The sequence below is a fragment of the Mesorhizobium sp. C372A genome, from assembly GCF_030323245.1.
GTDB lineage: Bacteria > Pseudomonadota > Alphaproteobacteria > Rhizobiales > Rhizobiaceae > Mesorhizobium.
This window is the reverse complement of sequence record NZ_CP100475.1, coordinates 4317575-4337114: the sequence shown is the minus strand read 5'-3', so window position 1 is coordinate 4337114 and position 19540 is coordinate 4317575. Positions and strand designations below refer to the sequence as shown.

Below are 19540 nucleotides of genomic sequence, written 5' to 3'. Positions count from 1 at the left end.
CAGTCGGCAGACTGGCGCCTAAAGCGTTCGCTTGCCGGAGAACTGGTGATAGGCCCACAGCACGACCACCGCGCCGATGACGGCGACGATCAGGCTCCAGATGTTGAGGCCGGTCACACCCGTGGCGCCAAAGGCGCTGAAGATCAGCCCTCCGACGATGGCGCCGACAATGCCGAGCACGATATCCATGATCAGGCCCTGGCCGGTCTTGTTGACGATCTTGCTGCCGATAAAGCCGGCGATGACGCCGAGGATGATCCAACTGATAATGCCCATTTTTCCTCTCCATTCCCCCGCCGGCCGATCATGGTCACATGATTGTCAAAAGCTCAAGCCAACTTGAATTTCCGCCCGCATGCTCCATTGTAGCCGGCGGGACGGGCTTGGTCGTTATGGAGGATTGACCTATGGGACTTTTTGACAACGCCGTACCTGGCGGCAACATCACCAAACCGCTGATGATCGCGCTCGGCGCGCTGCTGGTGGGAAAGATGCTGAGCGGCAGAAGCGCCGAACAGACGAGTGCCGAAGAGACGGGCGAGCCCGCCCAGCCTCAAACGCCAGCCCCCACCGGAACCACGGCCTCAGGGGATGGCGGCCTGCTTGGCGGACTGGGCGGACTGCTCGACAAGCTCAAGACTGCCGGCCAAGGCAATGTCGCTGACTCCTGGGTCGGCACCGGACAGAACCAGCCGATCAACGCCAATGATCTCGGCAAGGCGATCGGCCCGCAGGTCATTCGAGAGATCGCGCAAAGGACCGGACTGGACGAGCAGGAGTTGCTCAAGCAATTGTCCACAGCCCTGCCCGGCATTGTCGACAGACTGACGCCGAACGGACAGGTGCCGCAGCAACACCAGGTCGCGTCCGCCTTCAACAGCTAGACTTCTGCGCCTGCATCACGCGCAAACACGCCCGGCACCGCCTTGCGGCTGTCGGGCGTTGCTGCGACCAGCGCCGCGAACCGCCTGGCAGTCGACGCATCGACCGGCGTGTAGACGGAAACCGAGAAATCACTGTCGCGGCCGCCCGGCTGCAGCGTGGCGAAATCGAACGACATCGCGCCGGCGACAGGGTGCCGGATGGATTTCCGCCAGATCGGTGGCTCGGCGATGTCGCGGCTGTTCCAGCACGTGGCGAACGCTTCGCTTGCCGCTTCCAGTGACGAAACCAGCGCAGCCAGCACCGGATCGCGAGTCATGGCGACAGTGGCAAGCCGGAACTGCGCCGCCGCCGAGCGCGAAACCTCCGGCCAGTCGACAAAGCGCTGCCGCCATTCCAGGTCGAGAAACAGCCGGGCGAGCAGGCTGCCGGACCACTCATCATCCGTCTCGAAATCCCCAAGCAGCACCGCCGCCGGATGGCTACAGGCGACGACCTGCCAGTAGCGATTGACGACATATGCCGGGTGCGGCGCCAGCCCGTCGAGCAGGCTGAGCAACGGCGCGCTGGGCAGGCCTTGCGCGCCGAGCCGGTTTCGCCAATCGAGATCGGGCCGCGCCAATTGGAAGAGATAGGCCTGCTCCGACCGGCTCAGTCTCAGCACCCGCGCCAGCGAGCGAAGCACCTGCGGCGACGCGTTCACCTCCCGTCCCTGCTCGAGCCAGGTGTACCAGGTGGTGCTGATCCCCGCCTCGGCGGCGACCTCTTCGCGCCTGAGGCCCGGCGCCCGGCGGCGGCCATTGGCGCCATCGATCCGCGGCAAGCGGTCCCGCCGCTCGCGCAGGAAGCGGGCAAGCTCATCGTGCCGTGGGCCGTCGTATGGCATGCAGTCACCTCCGATACCAGTATAAGCTATAGTCTTGTACTACTTTAAAGGAAAGCTAGGTTGCGGGCGATCGAACATCAGCCCACGGGACTTCGACAATGAATGCGCTCAATGAAATCCGTCAGATCGACTACACCGTCATCTTCGCCCGCGACATGGCCGCCATGCGGCACTTCTACGGGGATGTGATGGAATTTGATCTGCAGCGCGAACTCGGCGACAGGTGGATCGAATATCGGGTCGGCCCGAACACGCTGGCCTTGACCAGCCTCGGCATGATGTTCAACGACACGCCGCAGCAGCGGGATGCGCTGTCGCTTCAGCTGGCATTCCGGGTGGCGCCGGAGATGGTCGCTGCTTGCGCCGAGGCGCTTCAGGCCAAGGGCGTGCAGCCGGTCCTGCCGCTCACCGACCAGGAATGGGGCCACAGGACAGTGTTCTTCCGCGATCCGGACGGCAACGTTGTCGAGATATTCGCTGAGATCTGATGCGGAGTGGGGAGTTTGGAGCGGGTAGCGGGAATCGAACCCGCATATTCAGCTTGGAAGGCTGCTGCTCTACCACTGAGCTATACCCGCATCGTCCTCAAGGTTCGCGGGCTGGCAGTGGTGGAGAGGGTTGGATTCGAACCAACGTAAGCTAAGCTAACGGATTTACAGTCCGTCCCCTTTAACCACTCGGGCACCTCTCCAGCCTGCCGTCGAAGCCTTGCAACGAGGCATTCTCGCCGATCAGGTCGAAACCAGGGTTTTGTCCGAAATCAGCGAAGCGCCTTATGGCGGCAAGGCCAGTGGGTGTCAACCGCACCGCAAGGCAAAATGCGCTGAATTTGACAGCCTGCCCGGCAAGCCGGCTTTCTGCCTGTATCCACAGCCCGGCGACGCGGCTATAGAAGCCGGCCATGAGCAATGACAACACGCCCAAGACCGCCAAAGACACCCACTACGCCAAGCTGCGTCGCGCCCATCGCGACGAGAAGGCCGGCGGCGCGCCCGCCTTCCGGCCGCGCCAGCCGGTGCCGCCGGGCGAGAACGCCGCCGACGGGCTGGTGCGGCTTTATGGCCTGCACACGGTGCGCGCCGCGCTCGACAATCCGCGCCGGCGGATCAGAAAGATGTTGGTGACGCGCAATGCCGCCGAGCGGCTGGCGATCGCCGACCTCGCCGCTTTGCCGTTCAAGGCCGAACTGGTCGAGCCGAAGGACATCGACAAGATCACCGGTTCGGACGCCGTCCACCAGGGCGTGCTGATCGAGGCCGAGCCGCTGAAGCCCAAGCGCCTTGACGCGCTCGGCGATACCAAACTGGTGCTGGTGCTCGACCAGGTCACCGACCCGCACAATGTCGGCGCCATCCTGCGCTCGGCGGTCGCCTTCGGCGCCGGTGCGCTGATCACCACGGCCCGCCACAGCCCGCAGGAATCCGGCGTGCTGGCCAAATCCGCCTCCGGCGCACTGGAACATATCGACCAGATCGAGGTGAAGAACCTGGCCGACGCGCTGGGACAGTTGCACGAAGCCGGCTTCCAGACCATTGGCCTCGATTCCGATGGGCCAGCGGAGCTCGAAACGAGTTTTTCAGGCGAAAAGATAGCGTTGGTGCTCGGCGCCGAAGGCAAGGGCCTGCGCCAGAAAACGCGCGAGACGGTGACGACACTCGCCCGCCTCGACATGCTCGGCGCCATCCGCTCGCTCAACGTGTCGAACGCCGCGGCGGTGAGCCTTTATGCGGCACGGAAATTCCTTGGAAAGTGAATGGTGAAATAGTGAATGGTGAATGGTGAATGGAAGCGTTCTTACCGTCACCGTTCACTATTCACCCACTTCATGCCCCGCCATCCGCTCCAGCGCCCGCACCAGCGCCGAATGATCCTCTTTCGCCCCGCCATTCGCCGCGCACGAGTTGAACAGCTGCTGCGTCGTCGAGGTGTTGGGCAATGAGACGCCGAGCGCCTTGGCGCCTTCCAGCGCCAGGTTGAGATCCTTCTGGTGCAGTTCGATGCGGAAGCCCGGCGCGAAGGTGCGCTTTATCATGCGCTCGCCATGCACCTCGAGGATGCGCGATGCCGCCAGCCCGCCCATCAGCGCCTGCCGGACCTTGGCGGGGTCGGCGCCGGCTTTTGCGGCAAAGACCAGCGCCTCGGCGACCGCCTCGATGGTCAGGGCTACGACGATCTGGTTGGCAACCTTGGTGGTCTGGCCGACGCCGTTCGGGCCGACAAGCGTGACGTTCTTGCCCATCTTTTCGAACACGGGCTTGGCGCGCTCGAACGCCTTGTCCTCGCCGCCGACCATGATGGTCAGGGACGCCGCCTTTGCGCCGACCTCGCCGCCCGACACCGGCGCGTCAAGATAGTCGCAGCCGAGATCGTTGATTTTCTTGGCGAAAACCTTGGTCTCGATCGGCGAGATCGAGCTCATGTCGATGACCAGCTTGCCCTTGCTCAGGCCGGAAGCGACACCGTTCTCGCCGAACAGCACCTCGGCTACCTGCGGGGTGTCGGGAACCATGGTGATGATGATATCCGCGGCCTTCGCCACTGCCGCGTGGCCGGTGATGCTTCTCAAGCCCTTGGCGACGAGATCGGCCGGCGGCTTCGAGCGGTGGTCGCTGGCAATGACGGCGTAGCCGGCATCCAGGAGATGCCCCGCCATCGGCGCGCCCATGATGCCAAGGCCGATGAAGCCGATGGTTTCCATTGTTGTTCTCCAAATGACTGTGTGAAACGCCCCCTCATCCGGCCGCTACGCGGCCACCTTCTCCCCGTTGGGGAGAAGAGGCTGGCGCTAACCTCGGCGATCTCTTCTCCCCTCGGGGAGAAGGTGGCCCGAAGGGCCGGATGAGGGGGCTGCGACGCTTAAGCCGCAGCACTCCCCTGCCCGTTAAGCTCTCTGAACCACCCCAACCCGGCCTCCGTCCCCGCCTTCGGCTTGTATTCCGCCCCGACCCAGCCGGAATAACCAATCCTGTCGATATGCTCGTAGAGGAAGGGATAATTGATCTCGCCCGTCCCCGGCTCGTGACGGCCGGGATTGTCCGCAAGCTGGATATGCGCGATGCGGCCGAGGTTGGCCTCGATGGTACGGGCGAGATCCCCCTCCATGATCTGCATGTGATAGATGTCGTATTGCAGGAACAGGTTCTTCGAGCCGACGCGCTCGATCAGCGCCAGCGCCTGCTCCGAATAGTTCAGGAAAAAACCCGGTATGTCGCGCGTGTTGATCGGCTCGATCAAAAGCCGGATGCCGGCCTGCTCCAGTTTCTCGGCTGCAAACGCCAGGTTTTCGGCAAAGGTATTTTCCAGCACCGAACGATCCACGCCCTGCGGCGCGATGCCGGCGAGGCAATTGACCTGCTCGCAGCCGAGCGCATGGGCATAGCTGATCGCCTTGGCGATGCCTTGCCGGAATTCCGGCGCGCGGTCGGGCAAAACCGCGATGCCGCGCTCGCCCTTGCCCCAGTCGCCGGCCGGGAGGTTGAACAGCACCTGTGTCAGGCCGTTCTTCTTCAGCCGGGCCGCGACCACGTCAGGCGTATGATCATAGGGGCCGATATATTCGACGCCCTTGAAGCCGGCGCGGGCTGCGGCATCGAAGCGATCGAGGAACTCATGCTCGCCAAAGAGCATCGACAGATTGGCTGAAAAACGCGGCATTCTTTTTCTCCTTCTTCTGCTTGGCCCTAGGCGTGTTGAGATTCAGGTCAGGCAGAGTCGAAAACGGTGACTTTCGAGAACCGGAGCGGAACGTACTTTCTGTACGTGAGCACCGGAAGCGCAGGAAGGCGCCGTTTGCAGGCCTGTCTCACCTGAATATCGGCGCGCCTAATCGAGCAACACAATCGCCGTCGGCGCATCCTCATGGCTTTCGGCAAGGTCCTCGAATTCGGTGATCTTGTCGATTTCCGTGCCCATGGAAATGTTGGTGACGCGCTCGAGGATGAATTCGAGCACCACCGGCACCTGGTATTCCTTCATCAGCCGCTGCGCTTCCTTGAACGCGCCGGCGAACTCTTCCGGTTTGCGCACCCGGACCGCCTTGCAGCCCATCGCTTCTGCGACCGCGACATGGTCGACGCCGTAGCCGGCCTCCGGATCGTTGGCGCGGTTGACGTTCTCGAAGGCCAGGCTCACCTCGAAATCCATCGCAAAACCGCGCTGCGCCTGGCGGATCAGGCCGAGATAGGCATTGTTCACGACGACATGGATATACGGCAGTTTGTGCTGTGCGCCGGCCGCCAGTTCCTCGATCATGAACTGGAAGTCGTAGTCGCCCGACAGCGCCACGATGGTGCGATCCGGATCGGCGGCGCGCACGCCAAGCGCTGCCGGCAGCGTCCAGCCGAGCGGGCCGGCCTGGCCGCAATTGATCCAGTTGCGCGGCTTGTAGACATGCAGGAACTGCGCCCCGGCGATCTGCGAGAGGCCGATCGTGGTGACGTAGGTGGTGTCACGGCCGAACGCCTTGTTCATCTCCTCATAGACGCGCTGCGGCTTCAGCGGCACCTGCTCGAAATGCGTCTTGCGCTTCATCGTCTTCTTGCGGGTCTGGCATTCCTTCGCCCAGCCCGACCAGTCGCGCAGCTTTCCTGCCGTCTTCCATTCGGTGGCGACGTCGAGCAGCATCTTCAGTGCCGCACCGGCGTCCGAGACGACGCCGAGATCCGGCGCGAACACCCGGCCGATCTGGGTCGGTTCGATGTCGACATGGATGAATTTCTTGCCCTTGGTGTAGACATCGACCGAACCGGTGTGGCGGTTGGCCCAGCGATTGCCGATGCCAAAGACGAAATCGGCTTCCAACATCGTCGCATTGCCGTAGCGATGCGAGGTCTGAAGCCCGCACATGCCGGCCATCAGCCGGTGGTCGTCGGGGATCGCGCCCCAGCCCATTAGCGTCGGGATGACCGGCACGCCCGTTATCTCGGCGAATTCGATCAACAGATCCGACGCATCGGCGTTGATGATGCCGCCGCCGGCGACGATCAGCGGCTTTTCCGCGGCATTGAGCATCGCCAAGGCCTTTTCGGCCTGGGCGCGCGACATTGCCGGCTTGAACGGGACCAGCGGTTCATAGGCATCGATATCGAATTCGATCTCGGCCAATTGCACGTCGACCGGCAGGTCGATGAGCACCGGGCCCGGTCGCGACGAGCGCATCAGGTGAAATGCCTTCTGCAGCGCCATCGGCACGAGATAGGGCTCCATGACCGTGACCGCCCATTTGGCGACGGGTGCGGCTATGGCGGCGATATCGACCGCCTGGAAATCCTCCTTGTTGAGCCGTGCCCGCGGCGCCTGACCAGTGATGCACAGGATCGGGATGGAGTCCGCCGCCGCCGAATAGAGCCCGGTGACCATGTCGGTGCCGGCCGGGCCCGACGTGCCGATGCACAGCCCGATATTGCCTGATTTGGCTCTCGTGTAGCCTTCGGCCATATGCGAGGCCGCTTCGACGTGACGAGCCAGGATGTGGCGGATCGAGCCCCTCGCCTTCAGCGCCGAATAGAACGGATTGATCGCCGCGCCCGGCACACCGAAGCCGCAGGAAACGCCTTCCTTTTCGAGAACGAGAACCGCTGCATCGACAGCGCGCATCCTGGCCATGTCCAGCCTCCTCAAGATTGTTGGTTGGTTGACAATGCCAGTGTCGTTTTCATTTTTCAATTTTTTCAGAATAATTTTTCATTTCGAGAAAACCGCTTCTATACACTGATTCCCCTGGCTTTTTCGTTTTCCATAAATCCGGCCATCAAAATCGATGAAAAAGTTTTTCATTGCGATTTCGGCGAAACCGGCGACAATGCCGCCATGGAAACCAGCGAAAAACGCCAGCGCGGCCGGCCGCGCGCTTTCAACGGTCCGTCCGAGGCCGGTTCTGTACAGTCGCTCGACCGGGCCTTGCGCATCCTGGCCATCGTCGCCGAAGGCAGCGGCCTGTCGCTGAGCGAGATTTCGGCGCGCAGCGAGCTTGCGGCGTCCACCGCCTATCGCATGCTGACGACGCTGCAGAACCACGGCATGGTCGAATTCGATACATCGGACCAGCTGTGGTCGATCGGCGTCGAGACCTACCGCATGGGTGCCGCCTTCCTGCGCCGCCGCAAGCTTGTCGACCGGGCCCGCGTGGTCATGCAGGAATTGATGGAGAAGACCGGTGAAACCGCCAATCTCGGCGTCGCCGAGGACGATTGCGTCGTTTTCGTCAGCCAGGTCGAGACCCATCAGGCGATCCGCGCCTTCTTCCGCCCGGGCACGCGCAGCTCCTTCCATGCCTCGGGCATCGGCAAGGCGGTGCTGGCGCAGCTCGAGCCGGAACGCGTCGCCGCCATCCTGCGCAAGTCGGGCCTGCAGCGCTTCACCGACAAGACGCTGTCCGACATTTCGGCGCTGGCCCATGACCTGGCTGTCATCAAGCACCGCGGCTGGTCGGTCGACGACGAGGAGCGGCATCCCGGCATGCGCTGCGTAGCCGCCGCCATTTTCAACGAGTTCGGCGAGCCGATCGGCGGTGTCTCGGTCTCCGGACCGACGGTGCGGGTGACGATGGAGCGGCTGGACGAGATCGGGCCGCTGGTGCGCGACGCCGCCGCTGAGGTGACGAGGATGATCGGCGGGTTCCGATTATAATGCGGAGAACGCTTCAGCTTTTGCTCGCCGCTTCACTGTGCGGATGCGTGGCGACGGCGCCCGAACCCGCCCCTGTCTCCCAGCAAGTCAGCGAGATTCCGATCTCGCTCGCTTTGGAGGAGACAATCACGATCGGCATTCGCCAGCATTTGCAGGATCCTGTATCCGCCAGATTCGGGCAGATGCGTGCCGGCGAGCGAACGCTCGACGGCCGCCGCGAAATCCTGGTCTGCGGCCATGTCGCTGCAAAGACGTCGTCCGGTGGTCATACAACAGACCAACCGTTCGCCGCCAAGATCTATCCGGATGAAGGAAGCAGCTTCGAACTCATCGCCATGGGCGATCAATCGCAGAATGCGAGTGTTGCCCGCATCTGCCGTGCAGCGGGATTGCCGATCTCCGAACCGTAGCCCGCACCGCGGCGCGCTCAAATCAGGAAGGAGGGGCTGTGTACAGCCCCTCCTTTCCGTGTGGGGGTGCCTCCTCCTAAAGGCGGCAATAGTGGCGGTAGCCGTCATAGCCGACATAGGTGTCGGAGTACGGATCGTAACTGGCGTAGCGGTTGGCGCAGCGGCGGACGTGCCAGGAGCCACCCTCGTCGTCGACATAGACGGTGCGGGGCTGCTGGTTGAGCAGGCTGCCGAGCACGAACCCGCCGACGCCGGCGGCGATGCCGATGCCGATTTCGCGGTTGTGGTGATGGCTGTGGGCGGCCGACGGCTGGACGGTGCCGACCAGCGAGGTGGCGGCGACAGTGCTGGCGATAAGAGCGGAAGCGATTTTGCGCGTGAACATGACGATCTCCTTGTTTCGTTGCGAGAGGCGATCCATCCGCCTCTTGATGATGGGTCGTCGCGACGAGAAAAAAGGTTCGAAGGTTTTTGAGATTTCTTCTCGGGTCCGGCAAAAATCTGCTGCGTGCCGGTTTCATCGCTATCGAGGCCAAGCAAAAAAGGGCGGCCGAAGCCGCCCTTTCCGCGAGGCGGTCGTCTCGCTCAAAGGAAGATGATCACCTTGCCATGATGATGCTTGTGGTGGTGGTGCTTGTGGTGGTGGTTCCACCACCACCAAGGCTTGTCGTGGTGGTGGTGCTTGTGGTGGTGGTTCCACCACCACCAAGGCTTGTCGTGGTGCTTGTGATGATGGTGGTGGCTGTGAGCGGAGGACGACTGCACGGTGCCGGCGAGCGCGCCGGTGGCGACGAGAATGGCGACGAGGCCTGACGTAAGAGTGCGCTTCAACATGATGATCTCCCTGGTCGAGGCGACCATTCGCCTCTGGAGATCAGTCGTCGCGGTGCGGCGAAAGGTTCGAAGGTTTCAGCGAGTAGCGAGTAGCGAGTAGCGAGTAGCGAAATGGCTTTCGGGAGTTAAGACTTCCCTATTCGCTACTCCCTATTCGCTATTCGCTCCCGTCACCCCATGCCCGTAACGTGCCGCAGCCAGAAGGCCAGCACGATGAAGCCGATGATGGTGGCGACGCCGGTCCAGTCGATCTTGGCGCTCTTCACATCCTTGATGAGCTTCACCACGAGAAACCAGGCGATGACGACAAGCGGCAGGATGATGACAAGTCTGATCATGCGACACCCCGTTCGATGCGTTTGCACCTGAGAGATATGTAGGGATCGCATTGGCGGTTTTCAGCATGGCGGCCCGCCCACCTCGGCGGGGTCCATTAGCGATCGAAAACGGAGTTTTGTCTTTACTGGCGCACGAAATATGCTAACCGGAGCGCCGTGCCCTTGTAGCTCAGCTGGTAGAGCAGCGGTTTTGTAAACCGAAGGTCGGCGGTTCGATTCCGTCCGGGGGCACCAATAAAATCAACATGTTAGAGAACATTCCCTTCGCGTCATCCCGCTAGGAATACCCTCCTGGGTAACAAATAGGGTAACAAAAAGCCCCCACCGGGAGGCAGAATCGTTCCTCTTCGGGGAAATGGTCAGGCGCTTTTACCGCCGGCCTTCATTGGGCGGGGTTGCGGATATCGCTGGCCGGCCTTTCAACGTCATTGAACCGAGAAACTCTTCCAGACGTTCCAAGCGTACTCTCTTGCATCGCAGTGTGTTCGCGACGTCGTGCAGCCTAGATTGACCCTTACAATTGGCTGCGGCGATCAAGTCTATTTCGAGCCGATCGATATCGCTTCGCAGTTCGCGAGCCTCGGCTTCCCTTAAGCCCTTGATCCATCCAGCCCCGCGCATCGCAAACACGCCATCCACCGACACTAGGTGGCACGATAGCAGCGAGTTTGCTAACAACTATGCCATGGACCTTCTCGAATTTTATGCATTGCTAATATAAGAAGCCTGCCACCGTGAGGCAGATTACGGTGCCAATTCAGCCTCTTTCAAAGTGGGAGGCCGAATAATTGGGTCGGAATCGGACCCGATTTTAGGGCGACCGGCTCAACAGAAAAAGTCCGCCGGAATAGAGAAACCCGCCGCTGAGACGGGGCGCAGGGCGGCGGGTTCTGCACCTTGAATAGGGCGGCCACTTTCCGGAGAAGACCGCTGCACGACATAAACCCGCAGAGGCGGCTCTTGTTCCAGACAATTCTTAGGGGCCGCGCTCCACCAGCACTTCCTGCGATTTCAGATTCAACCACCGAACGCGGGCCGGTTTTTCTTGGCCGCCCCCGCTTGCCGGCCGCCGGCAGAAACGGCGAAATCAGCGCCCATTCCGCATTCGTCAAATCGCTTGCGTAGCGCAGGGCTTCGCGCCGATAGTGCCGCCGGGTGGTTTCAGTCCAAGCCATCGTGATCTCCATTGTGCTTCGAAACCCAATGCAATCACAACCGATTCGAAATCACCCAACTCCTTTTTCAGTCAGCCTCTGAGGCTTAAATGGTTCCCGAAGTTGCCGGAATGTCACAGACGCGCCGCCCCATTTGGTCTACAGGTCGGGCAGAGCGGGTCAAAGACTTGGGGTCAAAATCGATGAAACAAGTTGCTGTTGCAGCCGCCATTTTCCTGGCCGCTACGGGCTCGGCCTGGTCCGCTGATATCTTGGAACCCGCGGCGCCGGTTTCGTCGTTCAACTGGTCCGGCTTGTACGTCGGTGCGCAAGGCGGTTATTCTTGGGTTGATTCCAGCATTACCTTCCCAGGGTTCCCCGGAGGTTTTGAAGGCAATCCTTCGCCTAATGCGTTTTCCTTAGGCGGCCAAGCTGGATATCGCTATCAATTTGATGGTGGCGTCGTCGTAGGCGTCGAGGGCGATATCTACAGCTACTTTAACAAAGAAGACGCTGCACAACTGAATAGCGGTCCCAACGGCGAATCCATAACAGTGAACTACGGCGGGTCGCTGCGCGGCCAGGTTGGATATGCCTTTGACCGGTTTTTGCCTTACGTGACCGGCGGCTTGGCTTTCATTGACTATAGCGGCGGTGGCATCGGCTTCTTCCCTGGCCCCATCGTTGCTGGGACCGATTTTAGCGAAACCAAGGCCGGGTGGACCGTTGGTGCAGGCTTGGCCTACGCCATAACCGATCATTTCGTTGCCAATGTTGATTATCGGTATTCCGACTATGGCAGCACCACCTTTGCAACGCCGTTCGCCGGGGTTGGCACCACGAAGGTGGATCTGAAGGAAAATGCCGTCAAGTTCGCTCTCAGCTACAAGTTCTGAGCTATACGTCTTCGCGAAAATCCTGAAGCGAAGCGTTCTTAAATCCTCCTCGCCCTGCAAACGTACCACTGCGGTCGACGGCATCCACGATGTGCAACCGCCTAACGCCCTGCTCAAAATCGCGGATCGTCATTTCGCTAGGATTGGCCTTTGCGGAAACCGCGTCCCCACAACATCGCGGCCATGCGCCAAGCGTTTGAGGACGCCTGAATTGTCTTCACCCTCGAAGGCACTCCATCGCTAGACCGCTCAGAAGGTGATAGCGGCCTCGCCACTGATAACAGACAGTGGCGCCGGCGGCAGAGGAAAGCATAAGCGGAAAAGCAGCCATTGTTGCATGGAAACGGTTGAACCATCCTGAATGGGCAGTACGCAGGCTGGCGAATGGCTAACTTGTCATGCCACCTTAGTCAGGCGAACCCTCCGGGGAACCTCCCATGAGATAGCCTCTGCTTCAGGTCGTTGGCATTCAGGATGGCTGCCAGCTCTTCAGCATACTCCATGTCGGGAAGGTCGACAGAAGGGTGGCCCGCTACAATAGCCGGCAGCCCCGTGAACACGTCGAACACCGTCCACGTCCCATCCGGTTCCCGCCTTACCTCGTACCGCAGAGTTGCCATGAGGGGATCACATAGGTCCGCGTTAGGGGTTGGGAATATTTGGTCCACGGTGACGCGGGGCCGCCTGAAAGCACCGAGACACAGTCGGCGTTCAGTAACGCGCCCGCCCACCCGACATGTCGAATACCGCGCCGGTATTGAAGTTGCTGGCGTCCGAGCACAGCCAGGCCACCATGTGGGCAACTTCTTCGACCCGGCCGAGCCGGTTCATTGGACTATCGGCGACCATTGTCTCGACAGCTGCGACCCCGAGGTTTCGGATCATGTCCGTATCGATTGGCCCAGGAGCGACGCAGTTCACGCGTATGTTTGTATTGGCGACCTCACGCCCAAGCGCCTTTGTGAAGACTACGATACCTGCGCTGGAGGCTGAATAGGCGGCAAGGTTGGCAAGTCCTTCCTTGCCCGCCAAAGAGCCCATATTGACAATGCGGCCAACACCCCATTTTCGCATGTGGGGCAAAACCAACTGCGTCACTTGCATCGTGCCGATCAGATTGGTTTCGATGATGCTTCGCCAGTCTGCAGGTTCGTGTTGGTCAAACGGGTGAAGGGTTCCTAGATAACCGGCGTTGTTAACCAGAACGTCTATACGCTGGCCACGACCGACGATCATGTTGATCGCATGGGTTACCTGATCGCGGCTGGTAATATCGACCTTCGTAGACACCACACCCTTCAGTTCGATCTGATCTCGATCCCACACGTGCACTGCAGCACCCGACGCTACAAGGCGCTCTACGATTGCCTTGCCGATACTCTTTGCTCCGCCGGTTACGACGGCTGTCTTGCCAAAGAGGTCATATGATACCGGCACAAAGCCCCCATTCATGCGTGTTCACACGGGCTAAGTTTAGCAGGATCGCATATTTTAGCCAGCGGCCAGACGGGTGTCACCAGATCTTGGCAGCGCCGGAGCCAGCTATGACCTGGTCGGCAGCGAGCCAGGTCGTACACCGACGATGTTGTTCTTTGTCCCGCTCTCCTGCGGCGACACGCCATTGCCCAGTTTGAAACAACCAAAGAGACAATCAGGACAGGCCGGCGATATTTCGATGAGGGGGGCTTTCGCCATTAGTTAGCGCAGGCTAATATGTGTTCTTCGCGGTCAGAGAGCCGCCTGCATGTTGGGCAGAGATGCTTTAGCACCTACTACAATCGTGCCAGCCGCGATGCCTATCCCCTTGGCGTCTCCCCCGACGGGCTCTTTATGCGCTTGCCTTGGGCGGATCCGATGGCGTCAGGCACTGTGTTGACCTGTTAAGCCGGGAATTTGAAACGGCAATGGCGTTAACCGGGAGGACCTCAATTGGCGAGATTGATCGAAGTCTCATCTGGTGACAAGCAGGGGGATGGATGTCGCTGAGGGCTCCGGGGACGCCGACACGGACCATCTACTTGTGCTCTGGCCAAGGTTGGGACGTTGCTTCGATGTGCATTTCAGACTGGCGGGGGGGTCCTTACAGGAGAAGAACATTTGCTTGAAGTGAGAGGGGTCCACAATCATCATGAAGATAATCTCACATGCAGAACAGCGACGGGAGGAATGGCGCGTTGGAGTAGAAACCCGGATGCTTATATCCGCTGAGAACGGCGCGCTTCAGCTGTGCATTTTCGAGCAATGGGTAGCGCCGGCTATGGGTGCCCCGACGCACAGTCACCGTGTTGAAGAAGTGCTCTCTGTGGTCACCGGCAAAGCAGAGATTTGGATCGACAACGAGTCGGTTAGCATAATCGAAGGGCAATCGCTTGTTGTTCCGGCTAATCGAAAACACCGGTTTCGAAACGTCGGCTCTGAAATCCTTCACATATATGCCGTGCTCGCATCATCAATTTTCGAGGCGGCCTTTGATCATAGCGAGCCTGTCCGTCGCTGGCTTCCATCGGCGGCAGACTGATCCCGAATTTCGACGATTATCGATGCGCGCAGTACGCGATCCGTGCCGTGGGCGACGAATGGGTCAAAGGAGTTCTGCGCTCTTTGATCGACAAAATGATAGCCTACCCCAAAGAAGGTCATCGCACGCTCGCTGAGCGTATCTTGCTCGCCTAAATCAGATCCTGGATCGGACCTTAGAGCCCGGATAGCGCGTTAGTCTGTACGCGACATCGCGATGTCCGGAAATCGACCGGAAAGCTGACATAGAATCCTGTACGGAAATTATGTCAGGTAATTGCATGCGCTTGTGATGACACATGCGAAGAGACCGCCTTCAGCATTTCTCTAGACGATGATGGATGAGAGATGTCGTCAAGACCTTATGAACGAAAGCAGGTCGGGATTGAGGACATCAGCATGTGTGGTTAGCATGCCATGAGGGTAGCCGGGATAAGTCTTCAGCAACCCTATCTTGAGCAATTCGACCGCGCGCGGCACGGAACTTGCGAACGGGACGACTTGATCAGCCTCGCCATGCATCACCAGCACCGGCACGGCGATCTTCTTGAGGTTCTCAGTGTAATCCTCGAGCCAAGAGTCTACGGTCGCGTAGTGAGCGAGGGCACCGCCGGCCATGCCTTGGCGCCACCAGTTCGCAATGATTGCCTCCGAAGGCTTGGCCCCATCGAGGGTGTACCCGTAGAACGGATGCTCAGGGACGTAACGGAAAAATTCCGACCGGTTGCCCAGCACTCCTGCCCGGATCGCTTCGAACCACTCCGGCGGTTGACCGGACGGGTTGTCTTCGCTCCGGTACATGTTCGGAGTCAAGGAAGCGACCAGCACCGCCTTCGCGACGCGCTCCGGGTGGCGTGCGACATAGCGAGCCACCTTCGCGCGCCTACCTGCCCCTGAAGACGCGGAAATTTATTGATTTCTTTAAAGAGCAGATATTGTCGGAGGGTTCGAACTCTTGATCCTCTCGGCTAACGCCAGATGGACAATGTCTGTGCGCCGCTGGTGGCGCCTGTCGCACGGCCTCCAGTCCTCTTTTTTCGCTGTTCGGGAATAAAACGCCGCCCGCCCTGGTCTTCCATGCATACGCTGCTGATTGACCTTGAAGGAACGCCCCCCTGCAATCCCACATACTGACGACCATGACGGCAACGGTCGACGCGTTCCCAAGACCTCTTGAAGGCGACGCGTTGGGCGCCTGCGGCTGGCTGGCTCCCAGCCTGTCTACCTTAAAACGTCCTGCCCCGGTCGGGATCGAGAAAGCTAAGACGCCACGGATCGATGCCGGCCGTGGATTCGGCAATGCTTGTGCTCAGAGCGCGTCCGGGTGGATGCATCGTTGCGGTCCTGTGTGTGATTGACATCGATGAGACAGTTGCCTTCAAATTCACCGCAGCTGGCGACCCGGCATATTTCCTCTGGGTTCGATCGCAACGCAGAACCATTCTCGCCATATGAGCACACGAGCTCGAGGCGAGGCGCATATGACGGTGTACCGATGCTGAGCAGCAATGCGCGGGCCGACCGCTTCGGCGAAGTGGTAATGCCCCATCTCGCCGACGCGCTTTCGCTGGCCCGCTGGCTGACCGGCAATGCCACCGACGCCGAGGATGTCGTGCAGGACGCCTGCATGAAGGCACACGCCAACATCGCAAGCTATGCCGGCGGCAATGCACGTGCCTGGCTTCTCACCATCGTTCGCAACTCGTGCTACACATGGCTGTCGCGCAATCGCCCGCGCAGCATCGTCTCGGTGGGCGACCTCGGTGATCTCGACGAGGTGAGCGCCGCTCACGCAGTCGATCTGACTGAGAGCGAAAGCCCGGAGGCGAGCCTGATCGCCAAGGCAGACGTGGCGGCCCTTGAGGCGGCGATCGCCGCTCTGCCGCAACCCTTTCGAGAAACGCTCGTGCTGCGCGACGTGAATGGCCTCGCCTACCGCGATATCGCAGCCATGCTGGGCGTGCCGATGGGCACGGTGATGTCGCGGCTGGCGCGGGCGCGTGGCCTGCTGATCTCTGACCTTGGGAGGGCGCAATGAGTGCGCACAACGATGGATTGCCCGAGGACGCCGCAGGCATGAACCTGATGCTGCACGCGCTGATAGATGGCGAGCTTGACGCCGCCGCGGCCATGGCTGTCGAGCGGCGCATCGCAGCCGATCCCAAGCTGGCGGCCGAACATGCCCGCATCATGGTCTTGCAAGGGGCTGTGGCCAGGCTTCCGAAGCCCCGAGTGAGCGACGAGTTCAGCGCGCGCATTGCAGCCCTGGCCGCGTCCAGCCGCGTCGAGGTGCTGCGGCCCAGAGCGCCGACACAGGCGAAGTCGGCTCAAACGTGGTGGTCGGCGCGCAACTTCGGATCATTCGACTGGCGCACGATGGCGGCCTCGATCATGATCAGCGCAGTTCTGGCCAGCGGCGCGACGCAATGGGCGATGCAGCCTAGCGTAGCCGACAGCTTTGCCGCAGGGGTAGCCAGCGGCCACCAACGCAGCCTGCTGGCGACCAGCCCTGTCGATGTCGTCTCGTCGGACCGGCACACGGTAAAGCCATGGCTCGATGCAAGGCTCGGCCTTTCGCCGCCGGCGCCGGACATGGCCAAGGACGGATTTGCGCTCATCGGTGGCAGGGTCGAGGTCATCGGCGGCCGGGCGGTGCCAGCGCTGGTCTATCGCCACCGCGAACATCTGATCACCCTTGTGGCCGAGCCTCAAAATGCCGGAGCTGTGACCGACCCTGTCGATCTCTCGGAGGGCGGTTTTTCGCTTGTGCATTGGAGCGACGGCGCCTTCTCATACTGGGCGATTTCCGACATGGAGCGGCCGGAGCTCGACGATTTCGTCGCGCGCTTCCGCGCCGCGGTCGTCCCCGGCTGATAACCGACCGTCGGCACCCCAACCGATATCGAGTGCCGACCTGACTAGCCGTGACGTTCCTGCCCGGATGACAGACCACGGCAGCAGCATGGCGCCGACGTCCAACGCGTCCTCGTGCAGCGTCGGCTCCAGTTCGGGGCGGACGCCGGCCCCTGTTTTCGGGAAATCTCAAAAGAATTTCGCGCCGCCCGGGAATAAAGGGATGTCCTGATGGGTCTTGTGGTTAGCGGGCCCAATTTCCCGGCACGCACCCAAGAAACGAAACAAGGATCTACCGAGATGACCAAGCTCGCTCTCAGCGTGGCTGCCCTGCTGCTTGCCTCAAGCGCTGCCTTTGCCGGCAGCGACCACGGCGCCAACAACTCCAATCAGCCGGTCGCTACCGTTGACACCAATGCCACTGCTTCCATTTCCCCCTCCCCGCACCAAGCCGGCGTCGACACCATGGTGACGACCGAGCCGCGCCAGGGGTCGGTTCAGGACATCATCACCAGGCACAACAACGACGGCATCTGGGGCCGCTGAAGGCACCCTTCCGAACATCTTCTCTCACCACTCATGATGGAGAGCCAAACCTTTGCCTCTCCATCATCACCCCATAACGCTGCAGGAGAACACCTATGTTCATGATGACACGTCGCACGTTGCTTGGAACCACGCTCGCCGCGACCGCCTTCGGCCTCGCCGGCAAGCTGGAATTCACCCGTCCCGCCTTCGCAGAAACGTCGGTCGAGCCGGCCGTCGGCTTCTACAAATACAAGGTCGGCGATATCGAGATCACGGCCATCTATGACGGCATCTGGCGCAAGCCGCACGACCCGGCCTTCATCAAGGATGTCTCCGTCGAGGACACCAAGGCCGCCCTTGCCAAGGCCGGCCTGACGACGGACTTCATGCCCATCCCGCTCACCGTCGTCGTCCTCAAGATGAACGGCAGGCTGATCATGATGGATGCCGGATCGGGCGTCGGCCAATGGCAGACCAATGCCACCCATCTGCCGGCCAACATGGCCGCCGCCGGCATCGACTATAAGACGATCGACACCATCATGATCTCGCATTTCCACCCCGACCATGTCTGGGGCCTGATGGAAAAGGGGACCAATGCACCGGTGTTCCCCAATGCCGAGCTGATCGTCAACGCCACGGAATACAAGTGGTGGACCGACCCCAGCCGGCTGGCCAAGCTGCCGGAAGGCCGCAAGCCGGCGGGCAAGCGCATCGCCGAAAATTTTCCGAAATGGAAGAACTGGAAGCTGGTCAATGACGGCGCCGAAGTCGCACCCGGCATCCAGATCATCGCTGCGCCCGGCCACACGCCGGGACATTCGGTCTTCCTCGCCAACTCCGGCAAGGAACAGCTGATGATCTCGGCCGACACCATGTATGTGCCCGCCCTTCTGGCGCCGCATCCGGAGTGGCAGGGCAGTTACGACCAGGATGGGCCGACGGCGATCGCCACGCGCCACAAGATCATCGACCGGGTGATCGCCGACAACATCCGCATTTCGGGTTCGCATTTCCCGTTCCCCGGCACCGGCGTCTTCGTGAAAGACGGCAATGCCTATGGTTTCACCCCAGTTCAGATTTGAGCGCGAGCTCCCAACCCAGGCGAGAAAGATGATGAAACAATACTATCTGGGCAAGCACGCCCTGTTTGGCCTGCTCGGCGCCATTGCCGTGCTGACCGTCCTTCCCGTGGCCACTATCCTGCCGGCCTATGCGGTCGACGACATCGAAGGCGCCGATGCGCCCGACCTCACCGCCGTCCAAGCCAAGATCGCCATAAAGGACTACAAGGGCGCGCTGGCCGATCTGCGTGATCTCGCGCAGGACAACCAGCAGGCCGACGTCTACAACCTGCTCGGCTTCACGCTGCGCAAGACCGGCGATTTCACCACCGCGCTGACCTACTACAACAAGGCGCTCGAGCTGAAGCCCGACCACAAGGCCGCCCGCGAATATCTGGGCGAACTCTATGTAGAGACCGGCGACATGGCCAAGGCCAACGAGCAGTTGGCATCGCTGCAGAAGCTGTGTCCCGCCGGCTGTGAAGAACTCGAAGACCTCCACAAGTCCATCGACACCAAGGTGACCAAGTAAACCAGGCAGGCGCTGCAAG

24 protein-coding genes, 3 tRNA genes and 2 pseudogenes are annotated in these 19540 nt (G+C 60.9%); 14 read left to right on the top strand and 15 right to left on the bottom strand.

Annotated elements, in window-relative coordinates; translation table 11 throughout:
- Positions 1-18 precede the first annotated feature (18 nt).
- Complete coding sequence (locus NLY42_RS20655) at positions 19-276, bottom strand: GlsB/YeaQ/YmgE family stress response membrane protein (RefSeq protein ID WP_023667446.1); 258 nt, start codon at positions 274-276, stop codon at positions 19-21.
- Positions 277-407: 131 nt separating this feature from the next.
- Here NLY42_RS20655 and NLY42_RS20650 point away from each other — a divergent pair, with 131 nt between their 5' ends.
- Positions 408-884 (top strand): YidB family protein, encoded by a 477-nt coding sequence (locus NLY42_RS20650; RefSeq protein WP_023681465.1) that lies wholly within the window; start codon positions 408-410, stop codon positions 882-884.
- Here NLY42_RS20650 and NLY42_RS20645 read toward each other — a convergent pair.
- The gene (locus NLY42_RS20645) at positions 881-1768 is read right to left on the bottom strand and encodes a helix-turn-helix transcriptional regulator (RefSeq protein ID WP_023754743.1); all 888 of its coding nucleotides are present in this window, start codon (positions 1766-1768) and stop codon (positions 881-883) included. The genes NLY42_RS20650 and NLY42_RS20645 overlap by 4 nt on opposite strands.
- A gap of 98 nt (positions 1769-1866) precedes the next feature.
- Between NLY42_RS20645 and NLY42_RS20640 the strand changes: the two genes are divergently transcribed.
- A complete protein-coding gene (locus NLY42_RS20640) occupies positions 1867-2256 on the top strand; it encodes a VOC family protein (protein WP_023688409.1) in 390 nt (129 codons plus the stop codon).
- 16 nt (positions 2257-2272) lie between these two features.
- Here the strand turns inward: NLY42_RS20640 and NLY42_RS20635 are convergent.
- The 3 genes from NLY42_RS20635 to NLY42_RS20625 form a co-directional block, all read right to left on the bottom strand.
- Positions 2273-2346: transfer RNA gene (locus NLY42_RS20635), tRNA-Gly, on the bottom strand.
- 28 nt (positions 2347-2374) lie between these two features.
- Positions 2375-2459: transfer RNA gene (locus NLY42_RS20630), tRNA-Tyr, on the bottom strand.
- On the bottom strand, positions 2438-2677 hold the full coding sequence (locus NLY42_RS20625; protein WP_155929598.1) for a hypothetical protein: 240 nt from the start codon (positions 2675-2677) through the stop codon (positions 2438-2440). The genes NLY42_RS20630 and NLY42_RS20625 overlap by 22 nt, the downstream gene beginning before the upstream one ends.
- Between NLY42_RS20625 and NLY42_RS20620 the strand changes: the two genes are divergently transcribed.
- A complete protein-coding gene (locus NLY42_RS20620) occupies positions 2670-3521 on the top strand; it encodes a TrmH family RNA methyltransferase (protein ID WP_023754744.1) in 852 nt (283 codons plus the stop codon). The genes NLY42_RS20625 and NLY42_RS20620 overlap by 8 nt on opposite strands.
- Before the next feature lie 57 nt (positions 3522-3578).
- Here the strand turns inward: NLY42_RS20620 and NLY42_RS20615 are convergent, their stop codons facing one another.
- The 3 genes from NLY42_RS20615 to gcl form a co-directional block, all read right to left on the bottom strand.
- Positions 3579-4466, bottom strand: coding sequence for a 2-hydroxy-3-oxopropionate reductase (locus tag NLY42_RS20615; RefSeq protein ID WP_023754745.1), 888 nt, complete (start codon positions 4464-4466; stop codon positions 3579-3581).
- A gap of 158 nt (positions 4467-4624) precedes the next feature.
- A complete protein-coding gene (otnI, locus tag NLY42_RS20610; RefSeq protein WP_023734386.1) occupies positions 4625-5422 on the bottom strand; it encodes a 2-oxo-tetronate isomerase in 798 nt (265 codons plus the stop codon).
- Between the two features lie 168 nt (positions 5423-5590).
- The gene (gene gcl / locus NLY42_RS20605; protein WP_286488587.1) at positions 5591-7372 is read right to left on the bottom strand and encodes a glyoxylate carboligase; all 1782 of its coding nucleotides are present in this window, start codon (positions 7370-7372) and stop codon (positions 5591-5593) included.
- Between the two features lie 204 nt (positions 7373-7576).
- Here gcl and bhcR point away from each other — a divergent pair, with 204 nt between their 5' ends.
- On the top strand, positions 7577-8395 hold the full coding sequence (gene bhcR / locus NLY42_RS20600; protein ID WP_023681470.1) for an HTH-type transcriptional regulator BhcR: 819 nt from the start codon (positions 7577-7579) through the stop codon (positions 8393-8395).
- Between the two features lie 47 nt (positions 8396-8442).
- Complete coding sequence (locus NLY42_RS20595; protein WP_245263552.1) at positions 8443-8805, top strand: hypothetical protein; 363 nt, start codon at positions 8443-8445, stop codon at positions 8803-8805.
- A 76-nt stretch (positions 8806-8881) separates the two neighbouring features.
- On the opposite strand, the gene NLY42_RS20590 is transcribed toward NLY42_RS20595, so the two are convergent.
- From NLY42_RS20590 to NLY42_RS20580, 3 genes are all read right to left on the bottom strand, one after another.
- Complete coding sequence (locus NLY42_RS20590) at positions 8882-9190, bottom strand: BA14K family protein (RefSeq protein ID WP_023667455.1); 309 nt, start codon at positions 9188-9190, stop codon at positions 8882-8884.
- 200 nt (positions 9191-9390) lie between these two features.
- Positions 9391-9639 carry a hypothetical protein gene (locus tag NLY42_RS20585; protein WP_023702462.1) on the bottom strand — a complete coding sequence of 83 codons (249 nt, stop codon included), beginning with the start codon at positions 9637-9639 and terminating at the stop codon, positions 9391-9393.
- Between the two features lie 170 nt (positions 9640-9809).
- Complete coding sequence (locus NLY42_RS20580) at positions 9810-9977, bottom strand: hypothetical protein (RefSeq protein WP_023710564.1); 168 nt, start codon at positions 9975-9977, stop codon at positions 9810-9812.
- Between the two features lie 158 nt (positions 9978-10135).
- Here NLY42_RS20580 and NLY42_RS20575 point away from each other — a divergent pair.
- Positions 10136-10211 (top strand) — tRNA-Thr (locus NLY42_RS20575).
- A 779-nt stretch (positions 10212-10990) separates the two neighbouring features.
- Here the strand turns inward: NLY42_RS20575 and NLY42_RS32020 are convergent.
- Positions 10991-11152: pseudogene (locus tag NLY42_RS32020) on the bottom strand (transposase); the annotation flags it as partial.
- A gap of 182 nt (positions 11153-11334) precedes the next feature.
- Here NLY42_RS32020 and NLY42_RS20565 point away from each other — a divergent pair.
- The gene (locus NLY42_RS20565) at positions 11335-12027 is read left to right on the top strand and encodes an outer membrane protein (protein WP_031244650.1); all 693 of its coding nucleotides are present in this window, start codon (positions 11335-11337) and stop codon (positions 12025-12027) included.
- A 410-nt stretch (positions 12028-12437) separates the two neighbouring features.
- Here the strand turns inward: NLY42_RS20565 and NLY42_RS20560 are convergent, their stop codons facing one another.
- A complete protein-coding gene (locus NLY42_RS20560) occupies positions 12438-12647 on the bottom strand; it encodes a hypothetical protein (protein WP_023754749.1) in 210 nt (69 codons plus the stop codon).
- Between the two features lie 91 nt (positions 12648-12738).
- Positions 12739-13479 carry an SDR family NAD(P)-dependent oxidoreductase gene (locus NLY42_RS20555; RefSeq protein ID WP_031244648.1) on the bottom strand — a complete coding sequence of 247 codons (741 nt, stop codon included), beginning with the start codon at positions 13477-13479 and terminating at the stop codon, positions 12739-12741.
- Between the two features lie 377 nt (positions 13480-13856).
- Between NLY42_RS20555 and NLY42_RS20550 the strand changes: the two are divergent.
- Positions 13857-13988: pseudogene (locus NLY42_RS20550) on the top strand (alpha-hydroxy-acid oxidizing protein); the annotation flags it as partial.
- A 167-nt stretch (positions 13989-14155) separates the two neighbouring features.
- On the top strand, positions 14156-14545 hold the full coding sequence (locus NLY42_RS20545; RefSeq protein ID WP_023754752.1) for a cupin domain-containing protein: 390 nt from the start codon (positions 14156-14158) through the stop codon (positions 14543-14545).
- Between the two features lie 353 nt (positions 14546-14898).
- Here the strand turns inward: NLY42_RS20545 and NLY42_RS20540 are convergent, their stop codons facing one another.
- Complete coding sequence (locus tag NLY42_RS20540; protein ID WP_286488558.1) at positions 14899-15417, bottom strand: alpha/beta fold hydrolase; 519 nt, start codon at positions 15415-15417, stop codon at positions 14899-14901.
- Between the two features lie 622 nt (positions 15418-16039).
- Here NLY42_RS20540 and NLY42_RS20535 point away from each other — a divergent pair.
- From NLY42_RS20535 to NLY42_RS20515, 5 genes are all read left to right on the top strand, one after another.
- On the top strand, positions 16040-16582 hold the full coding sequence (locus tag NLY42_RS20535; protein ID WP_023716160.1) for a sigma-70 family RNA polymerase sigma factor: 543 nt from the start codon (positions 16040-16042) through the stop codon (positions 16580-16582).
- On the top strand, positions 16579-17418 hold the full coding sequence (locus tag NLY42_RS20530; protein ID WP_023754755.1) for an anti-sigma factor family protein: 840 nt from the start codon (positions 16579-16581) through the stop codon (positions 17416-17418). Before NLY42_RS20535 ends, NLY42_RS20530 begins: the two co-directional genes overlap by 4 nt.
- Before the next feature lie 279 nt (positions 17419-17697).
- Complete coding sequence (locus NLY42_RS20525) at positions 17698-17943, top strand: DUF680 domain-containing protein (protein ID WP_023754756.1); 246 nt, start codon at positions 17698-17700, stop codon at positions 17941-17943.
- Between the two features lie 95 nt (positions 17944-18038).
- A complete protein-coding gene (locus NLY42_RS20520; RefSeq protein WP_023754757.1) occupies positions 18039-19010 on the top strand; it encodes an MBL fold metallo-hydrolase in 972 nt (323 codons plus the stop codon).
- Positions 19011-19041: 31 nt separating this feature from the next.
- Positions 19042-19521 carry a tetratricopeptide repeat protein gene (locus NLY42_RS20515; protein WP_023754758.1) on the top strand — a complete coding sequence of 160 codons (480 nt, stop codon included), beginning with the start codon at positions 19042-19044 and terminating at the stop codon, positions 19519-19521.
- Positions 19522-19540 lie beyond the last annotated feature (19 nt).